Origin of the sequence: Clostridium sp. YIM B02500, from assembly GCF_022324665.1 — a bacterium.
Classification (GTDB): Bacteria; Bacillota; Clostridia; order Clostridiales; family Clostridiaceae; genus Clostridium; species Clostridium beijerinckii.
In genome coordinates this window covers 1-19946 of record NZ_JAKGTE010000006.1, presented here as the reverse complement: position 1 = coordinate 19946, position 19946 = coordinate 1, and the positions used below count along the sequence as shown (strand labels likewise).

General features: G+C 30.1%; 22 protein-coding genes. 4 read left to right on the top strand and 18 right to left on the bottom strand.

The features are described from left to right. Positions 1–316 precede the first annotated feature (316 nt). Complete coding sequence (locus L1S46_RS06455) at positions 317–1777, bottom strand: aspartate ammonia-lyase (protein WP_077310109.1); 1461 nt, start codon at positions 1775–1777, stop codon at positions 317–319. A gap of 168 nt (positions 1778–1945) precedes the next feature. Between L1S46_RS06455 and L1S46_RS06450 the strand changes: the two genes are divergently transcribed. Continuing rightward, positions 1946–2902, top strand: a complete 957-nt coding sequence (locus L1S46_RS06450) for a LysR family transcriptional regulator (RefSeq protein WP_023973817.1) — start codon at positions 1946–1948, stop codon at positions 2900–2902. A 449-nt stretch (positions 2903–3351) separates the two neighbouring features. Here the strand turns inward: L1S46_RS06450 and L1S46_RS06445 are convergent, their stop codons facing one another. The 8 genes from L1S46_RS06445 to L1S46_RS26295 all read right to left on the bottom strand — a co-directional run bounded on the left by L1S46_RS06445 (position 3352) and on the right by L1S46_RS26295 (position 7093). Next, positions 3352–3807: an NUDIX domain-containing protein gene (locus L1S46_RS06445; RefSeq protein ID WP_238899556.1), complete on the bottom strand. Its 456-nt coding sequence runs from the start codon at positions 3805–3807 to the stop codon at positions 3352–3354. A gap of 91 nt (positions 3808–3898) precedes the next feature. Next, positions 3899–4255, bottom strand: a complete 357-nt coding sequence (locus L1S46_RS06440; RefSeq protein WP_238899555.1) for a RidA family protein — start codon at positions 4253–4255, stop codon at positions 3899–3901. A 95-nt stretch (positions 4256–4350) separates the two neighbouring features. After that, a complete protein-coding gene (locus L1S46_RS06435; protein WP_238899554.1) occupies positions 4351–4680 on the bottom strand; it encodes a pyridoxamine 5'-phosphate oxidase family protein in 330 nt (109 codons plus the stop codon). Positions 4681–4735: 55 nt separating this feature from the next. Beyond that, on the bottom strand, positions 4736–5227 hold the full coding sequence (locus L1S46_RS06430; RefSeq protein WP_238899553.1) for a GNAT family N-acetyltransferase: 492 nt from the start codon (positions 5225–5227) through the stop codon (positions 4736–4738). A 118-nt stretch (positions 5228–5345) separates the two neighbouring features. Beyond that, complete coding sequence (locus L1S46_RS26300) at positions 5346–5474, bottom strand: hypothetical protein (RefSeq protein WP_272904568.1); 129 nt, start codon at positions 5472–5474, stop codon at positions 5346–5348. 29 nt (positions 5475–5503) lie between these two features. Then, positions 5504–6112, bottom strand: a complete 609-nt coding sequence (locus tag L1S46_RS06425) for a DJ-1/PfpI family protein (protein ID WP_238899552.1) — start codon at positions 6110–6112, stop codon at positions 5504–5506. A gap of 103 nt (positions 6113–6215) precedes the next feature. Continuing rightward, a complete protein-coding gene (locus L1S46_RS06420; protein WP_238899671.1) occupies positions 6216–6368 on the bottom strand; it encodes a hypothetical protein in 153 nt (50 codons plus the stop codon). Positions 6369–6964: 596 nt separating this feature from the next. After that, entirely contained in the window at positions 6965–7093 is a 129-nt protein-coding gene (locus tag L1S46_RS26295; RefSeq protein ID WP_275298969.1) for a hypothetical protein, read from the bottom strand. A 639-nt stretch (positions 7094–7732) separates the two neighbouring features. On the opposite strand from L1S46_RS26295, the gene L1S46_RS06415 reads away from it, so the two are divergent. Continuing rightward, complete coding sequence (locus L1S46_RS06415; protein WP_238899551.1) at positions 7733–8362, top strand: class I SAM-dependent methyltransferase; 630 nt, start codon at positions 7733–7735, stop codon at positions 8360–8362. 208 nt (positions 8363–8570) lie between these two features. Here L1S46_RS06415 and L1S46_RS06410 read toward each other — a convergent pair whose 3' ends face one another. The 7 genes from L1S46_RS06410 to L1S46_RS06380 all read right to left on the bottom strand — a co-directional run bounded on the left by L1S46_RS06410 (position 8571) and on the right by L1S46_RS06380 (position 14780). Beyond that, positions 8571–8957 carry a VOC family protein gene (locus tag L1S46_RS06410; protein WP_077869332.1) on the bottom strand — a complete coding sequence of 129 codons (387 nt, stop codon included), beginning with the start codon at positions 8955–8957 and terminating at the stop codon, positions 8571–8573. A gap of 148 nt (positions 8958–9105) precedes the next feature. Then, a complete protein-coding gene (locus L1S46_RS06405; RefSeq protein ID WP_238899550.1) occupies positions 9106–9993 on the bottom strand; it encodes an alpha/beta hydrolase in 888 nt (295 codons plus the stop codon). A gap of 267 nt (positions 9994–10260) precedes the next feature. Beyond that, positions 10261–10866, bottom strand: a complete 606-nt coding sequence (locus L1S46_RS06400; protein ID WP_238899549.1) for a lactate utilization protein — start codon at positions 10864–10866, stop codon at positions 10261–10263. A gap of 445 nt (positions 10867–11311) precedes the next feature. Further along, positions 11312–12349, bottom strand: a complete 1038-nt coding sequence (locus tag L1S46_RS06395) for a DUF4236 domain-containing protein (RefSeq protein ID WP_238899548.1) — start codon at positions 12347–12349, stop codon at positions 11312–11314. Positions 12350–12754: 405 nt separating this feature from the next. Beyond that, positions 12755–13138, bottom strand: coding sequence for a VOC family protein (locus tag L1S46_RS06390; protein WP_238899547.1), 384 nt, complete (start codon positions 13136–13138; stop codon positions 12755–12757). A gap of 138 nt (positions 13139–13276) precedes the next feature. Continuing rightward, positions 13277–13708, bottom strand: coding sequence for a hypothetical protein (locus tag L1S46_RS06385; protein WP_238899546.1), 432 nt, complete (start codon positions 13706–13708; stop codon positions 13277–13279). 454 nt (positions 13709–14162) lie between these two features. After that, a complete protein-coding gene (locus tag L1S46_RS06380) occupies positions 14163–14780 on the bottom strand; it encodes a DUF3267 domain-containing protein (RefSeq protein ID WP_238899545.1) in 618 nt (205 codons plus the stop codon). Between the two features lie 144 nt (positions 14781–14924). Here L1S46_RS06380 and L1S46_RS06375 point away from each other — a divergent pair, with 144 nt between their 5' ends. Continuing rightward, positions 14925–15158 (top strand): hypothetical protein, encoded by a 234-nt coding sequence (locus tag L1S46_RS06375; RefSeq protein ID WP_238899544.1) that lies wholly within the window; start codon positions 14925–14927, stop codon positions 15156–15158. Here the strand turns inward: L1S46_RS06375 and hydF are convergent. Continuing rightward, positions 15155–16393 (bottom strand): [FeFe] hydrogenase H-cluster maturation GTPase HydF, encoded by a 1239-nt coding sequence (hydF, locus tag L1S46_RS06370; protein ID WP_238899543.1) that lies wholly within the window; start codon positions 16391–16393, stop codon positions 15155–15157. The two genes, L1S46_RS06375 and hydF, sit on opposite strands and share 4 nt — an antisense overlap. A gap of 155 nt (positions 16394–16548) precedes the next feature. Between hydF and L1S46_RS06365 the strand changes: the two genes are divergently transcribed. Next, a complete protein-coding gene (locus tag L1S46_RS06365) occupies positions 16549–17946 on the top strand; it encodes an aspartate ammonia-lyase (protein WP_012059424.1) in 1398 nt (465 codons plus the stop codon). 57 nt (positions 17947–18003) lie between these two features. Here L1S46_RS06365 and L1S46_RS06360 read toward each other — a convergent pair whose 3' ends face one another. Next, entirely contained in the window at positions 18004–19560 is a 1557-nt protein-coding gene (locus L1S46_RS06360; RefSeq protein ID WP_238899542.1) for a peptidoglycan-binding protein, read from the bottom strand. Positions 19561–19946 lie beyond the last annotated feature (386 nt).

Sequence of the window (19946 nt, the reverse complement as noted above, 5' to 3'; positions counted from 1 at the left end):
AGCTTATCAAAATATTCGTTAGTGCGACTTTTATAAATTAAATTCATTCAAATTTCAACTCAAATATTATACGTTAAACCCTCTATTTTAGTGCATTAATCGCATATTACAGGATTCTTTTTTAGAATATAGCATCTGGTTCAAACATCCTCATATGAATTAGAAAAATTTTTTTTATGTCAATTAATTAATATGGAGTTTGCTATGTGCTAAGAACATAAAAATAAAGAGTGATATGAGATTAAAATTATGAATCTCATATCACTCCAAATGATTTCTCTTGCTATTTAATTTTAAGCTTATTTACAAAAATTTATTAAACTGTTTTTAATTCATTGCTAATAGATTTCTTTCCTGATATCCCCGGCTCTGTCATATTAAATGGATCTAAAATTTCATTTAGTTCATCTTCACTTAAAAGTCCTGCTTCTAATATCAAAGTCCTAATAGATGTTCCTGTTTTTATAGCTTCTTTAGCTAGGTTTGCAGCTGTTGAATATCCTACGTGTGGGCAAATTGCTGTAATTATTCCAACACTGTTTTCTACTAAATCACGGCATCTTTCTTCATTGGCTGTAATACCTTTTACACAATTATCTATGAAAGTTTGAACTGCATAAGTTAGAGTATCAATTGATTGAAATAAACAATAGAATATAATTGGTTCAAATGCATTAAGTTCTAATTGTCCACCTTCTGCTGCCATTGTGATTGTCGTATCATTACCAATAATATTGAATGCCACTTGGTTTACTACCTCAGGAATAACTGGGTTAACTTTTCCTGGCATGATAGAAGAACCATTTTGTTTTGCTGGAAGATTAATTTCTCCAAATCCTGTTCTTGGTCCAGAAGACATTAATCTTAAGTCATTAGCAATCTTAGATAATGTTACTGCACAAGCCTTAACAGCTCCTGATACTGCTACAAAGGAATCTAAGTTTTGTGTTGAATCTATTAAATCAAAAGCTTGTATAAGGTCCATTCCAGTAATCTCTGATAGATTTGGAACAACTCGTTTAAGATACTTTACGTCTGCATTAACTCCAGTACCTATTGCAGTTCCTCCCATATTAAGAACTCGCATCTCATCCATAGCTTTTTCCATACGGTTAACATCTCTCATTATGGCTACTGAATAAGCTTTAAATTCTTGACCTAAACGAATTGGTACTGCATCTTGCATTTGAGTTCTTCCCATTTTTATTATGTGATCAAATTCTATAGCTTTTTGTGAAAATGCATCATGTAATCTATATAGCTCACTTTGAGCATGTTCCAATAATTTTAAAGCAGTAATTTTCCCTGCTGTTGGTATAACATCGTTAGTGGATTGTCCGCAGTTTACATGATCATTTGGATGTACAATAGAATATTCTCCTTTTTTACCTCCAAGTATCTCAATTGCACGGTTGGCTATGACCTCATTAGCATTCATATTAAGTGAAGTTCCTGCTCCACCTTGAATTGGGTCAACAATAAAGTATTCATGCAGATTTCCTCTTAATATCTCATCACAAGCTTTTACAATTGCATCTGCAATCTTTTTGTCTAAAACTCCAACTTCACAATTTGTTATAGCAGCTGCTTTCTTTATATACGCTAAACTATTTATAATTTCTGGATGCATGAACAATCCAGTAATCCTAAAGTTTTCAGCAGCACGCAAAGATTGTACACCATAATATACATCTTCAGGTATGTCCTTGCTTCCAATTGAGTCGTTCTCCTTACGGAAATTGATATCTTTATTTTCTAACTTTATTTCCCTTATCATAACCTTCGCCCCCACATTATAATCGGCACTTCTTGTATAAATTATTGGTTTATTATCAAATTCTTCTAATTCATCTGTTGACTTAATTATAAGTGTCCTCTACAATATAATCAAATACATATAATAATATAAGTATTATAGATTTTTATTTATATGTGGAGGTTATTTATGTTTAAAGGTATGGAATATGTGTATGAAGTTAATAAGGAAAAAAGTTTTTCAAAAGCCGCTCAAAACCTGTATATTTCTCAACCTTCCCTTAGTGCAACTATAAAAAAGATAGAAGCGCGTGTAGGTTTTCCTTTGTTTGACCGAAGTACAAATCCAATTCAATTAACTCCTTGCGGACAGGAGTATGTAAAATGTATAGAAAAGATTCTTGATATCGAAAATGGATTCGAGAATTTCTTAAGCAATATGAACGAGTTACGTACTGGAAATATAGCCATAGGCGGAAGTAATCTTTTTGCTTCTTATATTCTTCCTCCTATAATCACAGACTTTAGAGAAAAATTCCCCCTAGTTTCTATTCATATGGTTGAAGCTAATACTGCACTTTTAGAGCAGCAACTCTTCTCTGGTGCTTTGGATCTTGTTATAGATAATTATGAGTTTAACGAAAATCTATATTCTAGACATAAGTACTGTAATGAAAACTTGCTTTTAGCTGTTCCAAAGAAATTTGAAGTTAATAGTAAAACTATAAATTATCAATTAACTGCTCATGACATAATAAATAATAAACATCTTGATTCGTCTACACCTAGTGTTCCTTTGGAACTATTTAAGGATGAACCATTTCTATTTTTAAGATCTGGAAATGATACACGTAAACGTGCTGAGAAGATATGTCAACATCATAACTTTTCACCAAATGTGATTTTAAAATTAGATCAGTTAGTTACGTCTTATAACCTTACCTGCTATGGAATGGGCATCAGCTTTTTAAGTGATACGCTTATAAGATATACAAAACCTGACCCTAACGTAATCTATTATAAGCTGAATGAGGATAGCATTTGCCGTAACGTATATTTCTACACCAAAAAGGGAAAATACTTCACGCGAGCAATGGAAGAGTTCTTAAAAATGGCTATACCTGAAATTAATGAGGATATAACTTAGAATTATGTGGTAAAATACCGAAAGAACAGGTACTCTGTTGTTCCGGTTACTGAGAATAAGTTGAGGATTTCTAACATCAGAAATTGCACCATTTCAGCATGCTCCCGAGGCAAGCCCGTGACAAGCAAAATGGAACAACTTCTAATGAAGAAATTCCTACAACATATTCTCTAATGTAACACTGCGCAAAAGAGTACCTGTCCTTTCTGATATAGCATATATTTCAATCCATAAGTGTAATTCTTAGATTGGATATCTATATCTGGTAGTTCATTTAAAAGCTTTTAGAAAATGAAAACACCAACTTTTCTAAAATTGAAAGGTTGGCATTTTTGTTTTTGGCTGTGTTTTAATGTAATGTTAAAATATAGACTAAAAAATATAGGCTGGATTGTTCATCTATAATACGTAATATAAGAATATGGTGTAAAACAAATCGCTTTATGTTATTATGATAAAACTTTCTCAATATCACTTAGTATTGCTTTATCAACAGGGGAATTAATATCTACAGGAAGATTATCAACATCAAACCATTTGAGTTCGGTTACCTCATTATTATCCTGTTTTAATTCCCCTTCATATTCATCACATAGAAAAATCACATTAATATAATATACTTCGTCACCATTTGGATATACTGTATACATATCTTCTTCTGAAAAAACCTTATAAAATTTCAATTTGATTGGATTTATACCTATTTCTTCATTCAATTCACGTTTAACTGTTTCCTCTACTGTTTCTCCTAATTCTAGAACTCCTCCATGTATTGCCCATTTACCACTGTCTGCTCTTCTCTGTAATAATATTTCTCTATTTTTATAGATTATGGCTCCTGCTGCTACAAGAAGTAATGGTGAATTACCAATATGCTTTCTTAACTTTTTTATGTATTCATCCATATATTCTCACACTACCCTTAACAATTCTTTAGATGTCTAATTCATAATACTCTTCAGTTTCGAACTAACTAAAAGATAATTTTGAATTTATTTAATTCTCTCTGAAAGCTACTGCATCAACCTGAAAGTCAATTCCATCTCTAATAAACTTTGTTTCAAATGCCTTTCTTGCTGGATATTTTCCTTCAAATCTCTCCTTAATTATTTCTCCTAAAAACGATAAATCTTTAATATCTCTAAATAAGCAATCCATTTGCACTACAGATTTCAATGTCAAGCCTATCTTTTCAAGTCTTTCACTCAAAACATCAAATGCACCATTTATTTGATTTTCTATTGCTTGTCCCTCATTCTTCATGCAATAGCTTATATATACATGATTTCCTGCCTCAACAATCGCAGAGTGCGCCCATTCTTCGTCTATTTCTGTTCTTATAATTTCTCTCATTTAACATTCTCCTCATATTTTATTTTCGTTACAAATTTCTATTTATCTTTTAGTTAAATAAACACTATTGCTTCCCATAAATTTACTATTACGTTTTATGATACATTTAGTTCTCTTTCAATTACTTTCATAAAGAAACCATGACATCTAATCCCATAATTTTTTTCTAATAATTGATGACCAATATTGTGAGCGATTCCAGTAAAACGATATAATTTATTACACATTGATATTTTATTATTCTTTTCGATCTCTTGTACTTTTTGCGATTTTGCATAAGAAACAATATAAAATACACCATTGTCATAAAAGGTATCCACAAACCTAACAGATGGAGTATTATCATTTGATGTTGCTAAAGCAAATTGATAATCTTTTGCAAATAACACTTCTAAAATATTTAAACTATTTTCGTATGCAGTCATTTTCACTCTCTCCCTTTTGATCACTGCTTCTAACTTTAATTGCAGTTATGTCATGTTATACTTTCTTATATTTATACATAATAGTTGAACCATCATTTTTATTGAATACTGGTGGATATGATCTATACCCATAACCAAGCTTATTATAAAATTTATGAGAACTTTTGGAAAATGGAATTTCAATCAAATTGCTATCAAGGCACCATTCATCAAGTTCAAGATGATGTACAAGGTCTCTTCCTATACCTTTCCCCCTATAATCGGGATTTACGAATATAGCAGTAAAATAGCTTTGTTTTTCTTGACTATAATCTCTACTTACTCCTCCACAAGCAATAATCTTGTTATTATGCCAAACTTCATAATAATGTCTTGTTTCAATAATGTTTTTTAGCCAATTTGCAGTAAATGTACCTAAATATTTTTGAAATTCACTCTCATTATAATCTATATAATTCACTTCTTTCATGCACCTATGTATAATTTCTAACATAATATCAGCATTTTGTATATCCGCTCTTTTATATATCAATTTGCTTAACTCCATAATATTTTCCTTCTCAAACATTTATTTCGCTATTCAATTACACACATATTATTTTACTTAACTTCAATATTCTTACATCTCTGATTATAAAAAATATCAATACTAACACTTACTTCTTTTAAAATAGTTTCTTAAAAAACTTAGCAATTCCACTAATAATGATACCTATGAATTGTGCTAACCTTCCGAAAATCATCCCAATTATTATCATGATCAATACAAATACTACACCTACAACTGTTTGCATTGAAAGCCCTCTCTTCTACTACTTTTTATCTAATCATTCATATTTTTAGAAAATGGATCATAGCTACTATCTTCATTCCATGAATATTCAATACTTTGACTAATCTCTAATGCTTTTTCTTTTCCTATTAAGTCTTCTATCAAACCCAATGCCATATCAATTCCTGCGGATACTTCAGAAGATGTATATATGTTACCATCCTTTATCCATCTTGCTTCTTTTACCCATAGTACATCGTCATTTTGTTCTGTAACCCATTTAAATGCTCTTTTATTTGATGTCGCTCTTTTCCCATTTAAAATTCCTGCTTTAGCAAGTAAAGCTGAACCTGTGCATACACTAATTATATATTTTGATTCTTTGGACATGTTTTCAATGAAGTTTATAAAATCATCATCATTAACTTTTTCTCTTGTACCACTTCCACCTGGTACAAATAAAATTTTCAAAATATCATTGTCTCTTGTGTATGAATCAGTATCAACTTTCACTTTTTGAGAACTTTCAATAATGCCACCATCAACCGATATAAAATTCAATTTAAAAATATCCGGTAATAGTCCAAATATTTCAACTGGACCAAATACATCCAATGTTTCAAATTCATCAAATAAAAGTATATCAACTCTATAATTCATGTTATCAACTCCCCTTTTTATAATTTTAGAAACAGCTCACATCATCAATTATCCTTGATTTTAAAAGTGCGGTCCGCAACTAAATGATACTTATTTTTCATAATTAAACATTAATATCATTAAGGATCTTATTTCTATATACTAAATCATCTCTTTCTTCAAATCCTTGTGATTCCCAAAAAGAATTTCCTAATTCATTTGTTTCAAAAGCTACCAACGCGACCTCACCAATTCCTTGCTCTTTTAATGCCTGAATTGCTGTATCAGCTAATTTTGTACCTATTCCTTGTTTACGGCAGTATTACTAACTGCTGTATGATATATAGAACCTCTTCTCTCTTACTGTATGTATTAGTTATTTCATTAAAATAATATTGTTACCATTTCATCAGTCTGCTGAATATTTATGTTTCCTATACTCTTTACCTTAGGAAGGATGAACTCACCACAGCACTTGCTTTCATTAAAAATATTTATACCTATCCATTTGTTATCTTTATCAAATAATAGCTCTCACAGAATATCCTGAATTGTTTTGACTTTGACATTAGACTCTTTTAATTTAATATATATTAGAGAAAGGTTACTTAATTTTTCAAATGTTATTTTCATAAAAATATTCTTCTCCTAGCGTTAATTCATGATAATTTACTATTACATTTTATTTTAGAATTGAGTACTAAAAAAATCGCATATTCAATCTCTTGAATAATGCAATTTTTAAAATTTGCTATTTAATCTTATTGATTCATGATAAAAAATATTGTGTATTACATCTATATTATATACAAAAACATTGCAACTTCTGAATCATGATATACAATTCAATTTATTCTTTACTTCTATGAATTGTTAATGATGGCAATTGCGATTTAGTTTTGCTGGTAATGCCCAAACAAAAAGGGCTGTAGCTGGTCCAAAAACAAAAAAGCCATCAATCGAAGATCTGTATTCTTTTGCAATATTTAAACAATCTATCATTAAAGAACCAACAATACTAAATAAAAAAGCAATTATAACCAAACCAACTCTTCTGATTATTTTACCACGTATAAATTTTTCTATATCTACTTTTAAGCAGATATTAAAACATATTAAAAAGGATATTACATATGTTGCAAGTGCTAAAAAAAAAATAACTTTTCATAAAAACAATTTTCCTTTCAATAAATAAAATAATCTAATAGCATTGTATTCCAATTATAACATATTATCCAAATATAAAAATTTACGTTTTTTATTTACTACCTCATAATTTACTATTATGCATTAGATTATAGTCCACATAACACTTATTATAGCATTATTTACAAAATATTACACATACAATGCATATATCTGCTCTATATTTTTAAGTCTTTTATTCTCATGTATTAATGCTCTACATTAATTTGAACTATACAGTTTGCAGGTTTCGATAAAAACATAATAAAATTTACTTAATCATTAATAAGTATTGACTAAAAGTATAAATGGATATATTATAGATAAATACAGTCTGTAATATATTTGATTAAAACAATTATATTTAGGTTATAAATAACTTAAATAATCTTTGCTCTAAAAATAAGATTTATACTAATAATAAAGTTATAAAAAAATTTTAAAGGAGATGTTTATATGTCAGAGTTCTGGGAAAAAAGTTTTTCAGAAAAGCAAGCAATGTGGGGTTTTGAGCCATCAAGCACTGCAATTGTAGTTGCAGATTACTTTGCTGAAAATAATCTGAAAGATATCTTAATACCAGGTGTTGGATATGGAAGAAATATAAAACCATTTGTCGATAATAACATGGAAGTTACAGGAATTGAAATTTCTCAAACAGCAATTAATATAGCAAGAGAAAATGGAATTAATAATAAAATTTATCATGGATCAGTATCAGATATGCCTTTTGAAAATAAACTCTATGATGGTGTAGCTAGCTTTGCACTTATTCATTTGTTAAATGAAGATGAAAGAAAAAAGTTTATTAATGATTGCTATAACCATTTAAAACCAGGTGGATATATGATTTTTACAGCCGTTTCAGAAAAAGCTCCAATGTACGGTAATGGTACGAAGCTTGCTGAAAATTATTATGAAACAACGTATGGTGTAAAGCTGTTTTTCTATAATTCTAAATCCATAGAGAAAGAATTCGGAAATTATGGGCTTATAGACTTTGTAGAAATTGATGACATATATAAAGATAATCCCGACAAACCTCCAGTAAAATTTTTAATGATAAAATGCAGAAAAGAGATATAAAGCTGATAAAGCTAAACTTTTGTGCTTACAATAAAATTATGTATGTGTGCTAGTTAACTATTATGACAAAAATAAAAATACCAACTTTTCTTAAATTGAAATGTTGGTATTTTTATTTTCTTATGTTTTAATCTGATGTTTATATGTGGCCTAAAAAATCACAAGTGAGATTGTCCACCTATGACACTCAATGCAATAAAACTACGTATTATTTAATTTCTGCAAAAATTTCATGTATATTTCCATCTGGGTCAGCAAATAATGCTGTTCTTTGATTCCACGGCATATCTTGTGGCTCGTGAACAGAAGTTGCTCCCTTTGAGATTAACGTCTTAAATGATTCATCAACATCATTAGGACTTTCACATGGGAAAGCAAGTTCAAATCCCTGTCCAAATGACTCTTTCCTATATTCGTCACTATACACATACATAACATCTCTCATACAAATAGCAAACCTTACTCCATCATTTTCAAATTCAACATAATTACCAAGATCATTTTCAATTCTAAATCCAAGAACTTTATTATAGAAATCTTTCATTCTCTCTATATCATTTGTCCAAATAGTAATAAGATTAATTTGTGCTTTCATCGTATATTTTTCCCCTTTCTTAATTTAACATATAGTTCATTTTAAAAAAATAATGTGAAATAATTTAATTACAACTTGGAATTTGGGATAATAATCAATCCACTTTCTGCTTACATAATAAACATGGTTGTATCTTTTCTCATTAACATTAATGAGACGTGTCGTTTACTAGATTAGCAATAGCTTCAACTATGCATTTCCACGTTCCTTTAGGCATATCATGTCCCATTCCTTCAATCAAAAGTAATTTAGCATTAGGTATTGTACGTGCTGTATCTTTTCCTGCTTCAACAGGAATCAATGGATCTGCAGTTCCATGAATCACCAGTGTTGGAACTGTTAATAATGAAAGGTGTTGTCTTCTATCTCCATTAGCAACCAACGCCGCATTTTGGCGTACAGCTCCTTGTGGATAATAAGAACGATCATAGCTTTCTTCAGTATATCGTATTGCACGTTCCTCTTCAAAAGGAAACCCTTTGCTCCAAAGATTTTTCCACATACGTAAAGTATAATTAATGTATGCATCTCGTCCATTTGGGGGCATTGCTATAACAATCTTCAATGTTTCTGGTGATATTTGTGGATTGTTTGGATTACCTGTAGATGACATAATGGAAATTAAACTATATATACGTGAAGGGTGTTTATAAGCAAAAACCTGAGCAATCATGCCTCCCATAGAAGCACCGCAGATGTGAGCCTTCTTTATATTGAGCGCATCTAATAAGCCAGCCACATCATCAGCCATATCTTCCAATGTATAGGCGACGTTAATTGTTTTTCCCTCTTGCGCTGCCTGATATATTCTTTCCATATCAGGAATACCAGCCGCATCGAATTTTGTAGACAATCCCGCATCGCGATTATCAAATCTTATAACTTGTAAATTTTCCTTTGCAAGCATTTCACAAAAATCTGGTTCCCAAAAGTTTAGTTGAGCACCATTTCCTGCAATAAGTACTATAGTAGGATTTGTCTTCTCACCAAAAATTTCATATTCAATTTGTATTCCATTTGCATTTATGCGTGCCATCGCATACATCTCCCTTTTGTATTTTTATTATTAATATAATACTATAAAACGTCTTTTTATAAATTTGTAAATAAACGATCATTATTTAGCATTAATTCACTATTACGTTTTTATAGTAGTATTACGCAGTAAAAAAATCACAAATTCAATCTCTTGAATAATACGATTTTACAATTTAGTCTTTAAATTTATTGATTCATAACTTAAGAAAAATGCGAACTAACTAAACGATAAATTGAAATTTAAAAATTCATTCATATATTTTATCTAATATCCAAGCTTTTCATGAATTAAAACAACTTCATATTCACATCCTGTAGGTTTTCGATATAATACAGAAAAATTTCTACATATTCTCTGTGGGCTTTTACAGTCGTAACATTTATCTCCCTTTACCGCACATGGAGTTTTTACTCCTAAACGTTTTGCATTAAGAGGTGCTGCTATATTTCTTGCTCTATCTAAAGCATCCTCATAATTTGAAGCTATTTTATTTTCACCAATAATTAAATAAACTTTATCATGTCCAAAACTGATTGCAGATACACGATTTCCAGTATTATCAATATTAATAATTTCTCCTGTTTCGGCAATTCCATTTACTGATGAGATATAAATATCTGCAAGGTTTGCTTTCTTTCTTATCTCCATAGCACTCATGTTTTCAGGCAATCGCATATGCCAGTACACCTCATTATGAGATGCTAGGGCATCATATAATTTCATTTCCTCTACTGTAATTGAGCCTCCTATTCCAATAGTTCTATTGCTCATTTGATTAGACAAATACTTTGTTGCTTCATCTGCATTACTAAATTCACTTACATTGTACCCTAAGCATTTGAGGCTATTTTTAAGTTTTGTAAATTCCATAACTATGTCGCTCCTATTCATACTAAAATATTCTTGTACTTCTCATAAACAAATACCTATTTATCTATTAGTTAAATAGGTATCATTACATCTCAATAATCTACTATTCTGCATTAATATAGGTTCATATGAACAATATTATTATAGCATATTTTGTAAAAAACATTATCTAAATTGAGCACTACGCACTTTTTTAGCATTGTGTAACAAAAAAATCGCAAATTCAATCTCTGAATAATACGATTTTACAATTTACTATTTACTTTTATTGATACATAATTTAAGAAAATTGTATAGTTTTATGTTAATACATGCTTCAAAGAGGACACATTAAAATGCACTCAGTAGAGTGTATTTTTATTTTGCTTTCAACTTCAACATTATTTAAACTATTTCTCTATATCATATTATGGTCTATGAAGAGCCTAACTCATTAAAACTCTATCTATGCTGTTATACATTCAAAATCTTTTATAGCTATTTCATTAGAAAACTGAAGATTAATATTTAATCCTTCTGTAGAAGTAATGTACACATTATAGTATAAACAAACTGGTAACTCCCGATTATTATTAAACCTTCTATCTGGTGATCCATTTTTATTTACATATTGCCATGTATAATATAAGATTTGAGAATCCTTTGGAACGCCCTCACTTTCTACAAAATTTACAGTATCAAAATCAATTGAAAGACTATTGTAACTAATAACGCCAACATTATTGTCTTTTAATATTAATATTTTATCTGGTAAAAATAGTAATATTTCCTTTTCTAATACTAACTGAATAACATCTACATTAGATGTTAAAAATGATGGTTTTTTTTCTATAAGTTTAAAAGATTGTCTATTAATCGAACGTGTTACACCAGAGTTATATTTTCTTTGATAACCAGTTACATGAGCATATTGTGTCACTTGCCATTTTCCATGACAATAGTTTAAATCTTTAAGTTTTTTCATTTTTTTAACATATTCTTTCATTTTATCATTATCAATAATATATTGTAAGTCAATTTTTGCGTTAGTATGAAATGTAGATTTTAGTATTAATGCAATACAAACTAGTACTGGAATTATGGGTTGTCTAGCAAAAAATGAAACTGCAAAGCAACACCATAGAGCAAGCATTATATTTTTATGAAATTTATTATTACACATTATTTGTTCTATACCTTGGGTTAATTCTGAATAATCTACATTTTGAAAATTTTCAATAGGTGCAGAGTCGATATTTATATATGGACCAGACATTTGTTTGATTTTAATTTCAGGTATATGTTGTCTTGGACTATGATTTTTACTTTCTTCTGTATAACTAATTCCAGTACCATGAATTGAAAATGTTTCTCTAATACTTCCTTTAGCAGTTGAAGAAATTCGATACCCTGGAAATCCCCAACTATATCCCACTCCAGATTTACTTATATTAATCCTGAATCCACCACCTAAATTAACACTCTTTCTAAATTTAAATCCCATAATTATCTCCTTCTTCTTTTAAGTTATGTTATATTAAATAATAATGTTGACCCTTATATTTCAAAATAAGACACCTCAAGAGAAAGACCCTTACTTCATATTTATTTACTACTATGTATCAAGTATGGCATATTCTATAAATAGTGCATTCCTAAAATTTCATTTAGGGAAAAATGGGTAAATAAATGGGGGCATGTGGTCTGAGATTACCCTTTCAATTAAGTTCCATATAGTCGGGGGGAATTATTTTTTATTCATCCTTTTTTAAAATTTCGCATTAAAAAAATCGTAAATTCAATCTCTTGAATAATACGATTTTACAATTTAGTCTTTAATTTTATTAATTCATTATTTAAGAAAAATATATCTTAACTCAACTACACATTATGCCTATTTTCAGAAGTGTTATTTTTGTTTCATTCCAAAAGCAATCCACCGTCCGTCCATATCTTCTAACACAAATTCCATATTATTATAATCTGTCATATGGAGCGGACGAACAATTTTAGCTCCTTTACTTATAAATTCATTTTGTAATGCTTCTTGATTGTCCGTAATAAAATAAGCATCTTCCCCATAACCGTAGAGTTCCCTATTCGTGTGAACTTTTTTGTTATTTGCTTTAGTCAATACTATTTCCACACTATCACGGTAAAGGCATATGTGGGGTTCTTTTACATCTAGATATTTAACAATTCTAAATCCCATAATCTCGTTATAATACTTAGCGGTTTCTTCGATATTCGGTGTAGGAAACACTGCAAGTATTGAATGAAGAATTTTTTCCATACATAATCTCTCCTTTTTATGATGCCTAATATAAAGATTCTGTATTAATTATAGCATATTTTGTAAAAATCGCATTATTCAATTTTCAAAGAACATTTTTATAATTTGCTACATCATATATACAGATTGTGTATAATGTTATTCCATGGAAGTAATATCATATCTTATTTTTACTACTTTATCTTCTGCATTCCAAAATTCAATTGTTACTTTTTTTTCATGGTCTACATATCCAATTACTGGCGAGCTAGGCATTTGTTCCTCAGTCCTCTTATAATAGTTAGTACCATAAGCATTAATCACATCATCAACTGAGCTCCCTAACCCAATACCTTTACTTGTCTTCATATTACTGTTGGTTTCACTGTTAATAATAACTCTAATAATTTGTCTCTGTTTATTCGTAGCAATTTTTAAACCATCACTTAGTTTATAGTAGTCAAATAGTGCATTATCAATTTTTTCAAGATTTCTCCCGTATTTTTGTATAAATTCCTTACTATCAATACTCTCATACATTTGAATGCCATTTATATTTTCTTGGCCAAGAGTCGTTGTTTTGGTAAACATAAAGCTGCTTGACCTTTGAAAATATTTATAAGCACCAAATATAATACAGCAAATTAAGAGAAAAATAGTAATGATAATTTTAAATATCTTCTTTATTGAGAATTTTTTCTTTATAAATCCTAAAGTAAGAACTGTGACTGTTAACAAAAATATACTTATTATAATTCCGATAATACTCAACGTTGATTCTCCCTATTATTACATATTTGCACTTGTTCATTAGATTATAGTGCTGCACAACACTTATTATAACATCATTTACAAAATATCACATATGCTATACATTCATTATCAGAGCCCAAAATAAAGATACCAACTTTTCTTAAACTGAAATGTTGGTATCTTTATTTTGGCTGCGTTTTAATGTAATTTTGAAATATAGCCTGAAAAAATTATAAGTGAGATTGTCCACCTATAAAACTCAATGTAGGAATATTACGTTCATAATCTTAAATTACTTAAAATATGTTTCAAATCCATTATTAACAATATATGAACCCTTTGGAACTTGAATTGCTACTAAACATATATTCAGACAGTCAACACAAGAACCCATTGCATTTAATAAGCACAGAAATATAGTGAATCCATTTAACCATCCAAAAAAATTCAGAATAAAAGGTAATACAACTGACAACAAAATGAAAGGCATAATAGAAATAATTAAAAATCTGTTCTTTTTGACTTTTTCAGTAGTATAAATAAATCCGAAAAAGCCATTTATCCCACAATATATTTGACTTGATTTAAATACATTAGGTATAAAACAAGCATGAAGAAATTCATGTATAGTCATAAAGATGAAAATTGCAACAATGTATATAAGAGTAAATAAATTTACTGTGAAATTAATAATAAAGCCATGCCCACTACTACTAAAAATTTCTTTCAATTGTGGATATAAATAATAGGAAATAGCAATAGATATAATCCCATTTATAAGCATAAAAGGCACTGATAGTAACATTGCTATACCCAAATTAGAGGGTTCTTTTAGTTTTGTCCATCCCTCTGATATTAGCTTAATACTAACTTCCTTATCTGCAGAAGGTATTTTCTTTAAATATCTCATTAATTAAAATCCTTTCATCAAAACATAATTGATTTTTATTGAATAATCCTTATTTCGGTAAGTTACTACATAAAGCTAGATTTATATAAAGAAAAATGCTTCAACTAGAAAGTAGAAACATTTTTATGTAGCAGGAATTTGAAAATGAGAGTCGAATTTATATGGATATCAACTGAAGTTGAATCTATGCTTGTTCCATATATGCTCATGAAATATATACTAACTAGAAATAAGAATTATGCTAGTTCAAAGCCTGCCTTTGATGCTAGCATATTGGACGCAACTTGTGATCTTAGAATCATCCATCATAATTTCCTTAGAAACTGGAACAACAGCATAATTCTTATTTTGGTAAGTTACTGCATAAATTCTTCCTAATTAAAATCTCCATCATATATTGCTTTTGCCATTGGGAAAGGTTCAAGTGCTCTTTCTAAAATTCCTTGAACATATCCTATTAATACTCCATAATTTACAATTGGTATTTCATATTTAACTGCATTACCAATTCTTGAAAGCATAGCAGCTCTATTTAACATGCATCCTCCACAATGGATGATAAGTTTGTATTTCTTAACATCATCAGTAAATGAATTTCCAGAAGAATATTCAAAATTAATTTGTTTCCCTGTCATTTGACGTACCCATCTTGGTATTTTAACTGTTCCAATATCGTCACATTGTCTGTGATGAGTGCATCCTTCTGAGATTAACACATAATCACCATCTTCTAAACTTTCTACTGCTTTAGCTCCTTTTACAAGCTCCATAAGATCTCCCTTATATCTTGCTTGCAATATTGAAAATGATGTAAGCATTATATCTTTAGGCGTATCTGCTGATGCTTTTAAGAAAACTTGTGAATCTGTTATAACAAGTTTAGGTTTTTTCTTTAAATTTTCAAGAGTTTCTCTTAGCTCATGTTCTTTTGTTACAATAGCTATGGCATCACTTTCAATTATGTCTCTTATTGTTTGTTGCTGAGGAAGGATTAATCTTCCTTTAGGTGCTGCCTTATCAATAGGTGTAACAAGAACAACTAAATCTCCTGGGCTTATAAGGTCTCCAACTAATTTAAATTTATCTTCATTGTCTGGTATTACGCTTATAATTTTTTGCTTAAGCTCATCTATTCCATTTTTATTTAATGCAGAAACTGAAACAACAGTAGTTCCAATTGTCTTTTCTATCTCAGCTAATTCCTCTTTTTCTATATTCTTCTTATCTGCCTTATTAAAAATACAAATTGTAGGTATCTTCTTTTCCTTTATTTGATCTATTATTGATCTATCATTTTCAGTAACTCCAACAGTAGCATCTACCACTACTAATGCAACATCTGTTTTTGATAAAACTTCAATAGTTTTCTTTTTTCTTGACTCACCTAATTCACTTTCATCGTCAAGTCCTGCTGTATCAATAATCATACAAGGTCCTATCGGAAGAATTTCTATAGCTTTATAAACAGGGTCTGTAGTTGTCCCCTTAACATCAGAAACAATTGAAATTTCTTGATTTGTAAGTGCATTTATAATACTTGATTTTCCAGCGTTTGTCATACCAAATAGAGCAATATGTACTCTTTCTCCAGACGGTGTTGTATTTAAACTCATATTATTTCTCCTTTGAATTAATTTTAATTACTCAAAAATATTTTTTTAAGTTGCCTATTCTATTATAATATAAAATATAAAGATATACATTGCAAAATAATTCTTTATTTATTGATGCTTTATTATCAGTACAAAAATATTAAGGAGTGTTCATTTTGGATTATAGATTAGAACAAGATGTATTAGGTGAAAAGAATATTGATAATTCTACATATAGTGGGATAAATACAGCAAGGGCTTTGGAGAATTTTGATTTAAACAGTAAAAGTGTAAATTTAAATTTAATACGAGAAATTGCCCTTATAAAAAAGGCTGCTGCTATGACAAATAAAACCTTAAAATTTCTTGCCCCTGAAAAAGCCGATGCAATAATAAAAGCAAGCGAAGAAGTTATAGATGGAAAATTTGATTATGAATTTAAACTAAGTGCATTTCAAGGTGGAGCTGGTACATCTACTAACATGAATGTAAATGAAGTTATTGCTAACAGAGCTATTGAATTGTTAGGTGGAGTTAAAGGAGACTACAATTTAGTTCATCCTCTTAACCATGTTAATATGTCCCAATCAACTAATGATGTTTACCCTTCTGCCCTTAGAATTGCGGCAATTAGATTAATAAGAAAATTAAGTGATTCTTTATCTAGTTTGCAAGAAGCTCTTCAAATTAAGGAGAATGAATTTTCAGATATAATAAAGCTTGGAAGAACTCAGTTAATGGATGCACTTCCAATGACTGCTGGCCAAAGCTTTGGAGCATATTCTAAAGCCATAGAAAGAGATAGATGGAGAATATACAAAGTAGAAGAAAGATTAAGACAGATAAACCTTGGTGGTACTGCTATAGGTACAGGTTTAAATGCTACAAATAAATATGTATTTATGATGACAGATATTATCCAAAACCTTACTGGTCTTGGAATAGCACGATCTGATTACCCTATGGACATTACTCAAAACTGTGATATATTCGTAGAAACTTCTGGACTTTTAAAATCATGCAGCGTAAATCTTCTTAAGATTTCAAATGATTTAAGGCTTCTTAATTCTGGCCCTCGTGGTGGAATAGGAGAAGTAATTCTTCCTAAGATGCAGGCAGGCTCAACAATTATGCCTGGAAAAGTTAATCCTGTTATTCCAGAGATGGTTGCTCAAGTAAGCTTAAGAGTTATTTCTAATGACAGCGCTATAACCATGGCAAGTTCTATGGGACAATTAGAACTAAACGCTTTTACTCCACTTATAGCAGAATGTCTACTTGAATCTCTAGAACTTCTTGAAAGAAGCGTCACACTTTTTAAAGATAAATGTATAAATGATCTGAAGATGGATGAGGATAGATGTTTAGAAAACCTAGAAAATTCCTTAGTTTCCGCAACATCATTAGTTCCTCACCTAGGTTATGATAAAGCCAGCTTAATATCAAAAAAAGCCTTAGCCACTGGAAAAACCATAAGAGAGATTCTTCTAGAAGAACAAATACTACCTGAAGATATTATTGATAAAATATTATCTCCAACCGAATTAATAAGAACCCATATCCCAGGAAAATAAAACAAATTGAATGTGCCCTTTAAAGTATATTTTTACTCTAAAGGGCACACTTTTATTTTAATAATAAAATCTTGGAATATTCCTTTCGTCATCAAATCCAGGTATAACTGGTGGTCTAAATTCATTCATTCTAAGGCTTCTGCTTGATTCAGTTGTATTAAGTTCTGCAAGTTTTGTTACTCCAACATAAATATCTGATATCCTATACCATGTTGCATAATCAACCACTCCTGTTTGAGGCAATGTAAATATTTGTTGAAATGTTTTTACTGCCGCAGCTGTCTTTGGTCCATATTTTCCATCTTCAGCGATCTTAGGAATAAGCGGATAATTTCTTGCTATTCTGTTTAATTGACCTTGAATTGCTCTTACAGATGCTCCCGATGACCCAAGTGTTAATTCTCTTCCAGGGTATGATACTGGTATTCCTGCAACCTTCTCAGCTGTAGTTAATTCAATATTATTGCCATAGTAACGTGTTAATATATCATATGGTCCAAGGCCTTGGCGTGATAATTCTTGACTTCCCCACTGGCTTAACCAGTTAGGACAAGTAACGCTCTTTCCATCGCAATATTGTGCAAAAAGTGGCTGCTTCCTTCCAACTCTTCTTATATATGTTGAGAAAATTTCATCTACAATTTCACTTATGTTATCATAAATATTTCTACCATAATTAAATGCTTGATCATAAGCTGTAGAACTTGTAATATCGAAATTTTTTCCCTTACCTCTATACCATTCAGTAAATATCCTATTTAATGTAAAAGATACAATACAGAAAACATTTGCTCTTATAGCTGACTCTGTCCAAGTTGAATATATTTCGCATGAAGCAACATTTTTAATATAATCTTTAAATGCCACCTTATAATTTGGTGCTGATGGATCATTTGGACCACCTTGATGAACAATGACAAATTCAGGCACTACAGGCTGTGGTAATACAACCCCTGAAGTTGGCGGTGGTAATGGCTTATCTTCTGCCTCTGGTATCTTAGGAGGAAAATTTCCATTCAAAGTATTTGGCAGTATGTCTATAACTTCTTGTCTCATAGAGCCTCTGCCTAAATTAGGTTGCAAATTACATATCTGATATGCAATTTCTGTAGGAAACACTTGGCATCCTCTTATTATTATAGGATTAAACCCTTCTCTCTCAACAGTTATATCATATAAACTATAAGGTATTTGATTACTATTAGGATTTAAGGAATATTCCAATGGTGGTGCTGGTAGTTCTATAATATTAGTTAATCCAACTACATCAGTAACTAACTCAATGGTTCTATCATTACCTAAAGTAGATTGTCCTCTTACTGTTATTCTAGCTCTATCTACTGGAATATAATCGTTTCCTCTGAAACATTGTATCTTCAAGCCACCTATTTTTGGTGTAGCACTTCCAGTGCTTGGTGTCGTTCCAGTATTTGCTGGGGCACTTCCTGTAATGTTTCCTGCACCTAATGTAGCACCTCCAGTACTTGGTGTTGTAACATTCCCAGCAGCACTTCCTGTAGCGCCTCCTGCACTTAAAGTGGCACCTCCAGCCGTATTTGGCATCATATTTTCGCCAGTACTACCTGTAACATTTCCACTACTTATATTCTCCATAACATTCCTCTTTCTATTTTTTCAAGATATTATACTTAACAAATGCAATATTTATTACTAAAAAATATAATTATGGTTAATAATTATTTACTGAAAGTGCATAATATTTATGTGCTCTTAATATCTTTTTATGTGAAACCTTTAATACGGAATTTTATATTCCAGCTTAATTTAATTGAACCCATACAGGACAAATAGAGCATAGATAAAGGAAACTTTCTTCAAGATAAAACGGTAGTGTTGGTGGAGAAACTATACGAAATATCTTATGAATCTTTGTTCTATTACTTTCTTTCATGTGCCTAAAACAAATTTTAGACCAGCTAATAATAGTCAAGTAAAAATTAAAAATATATTTTTAATAAAAAAGTGCATGAGAAATAAAC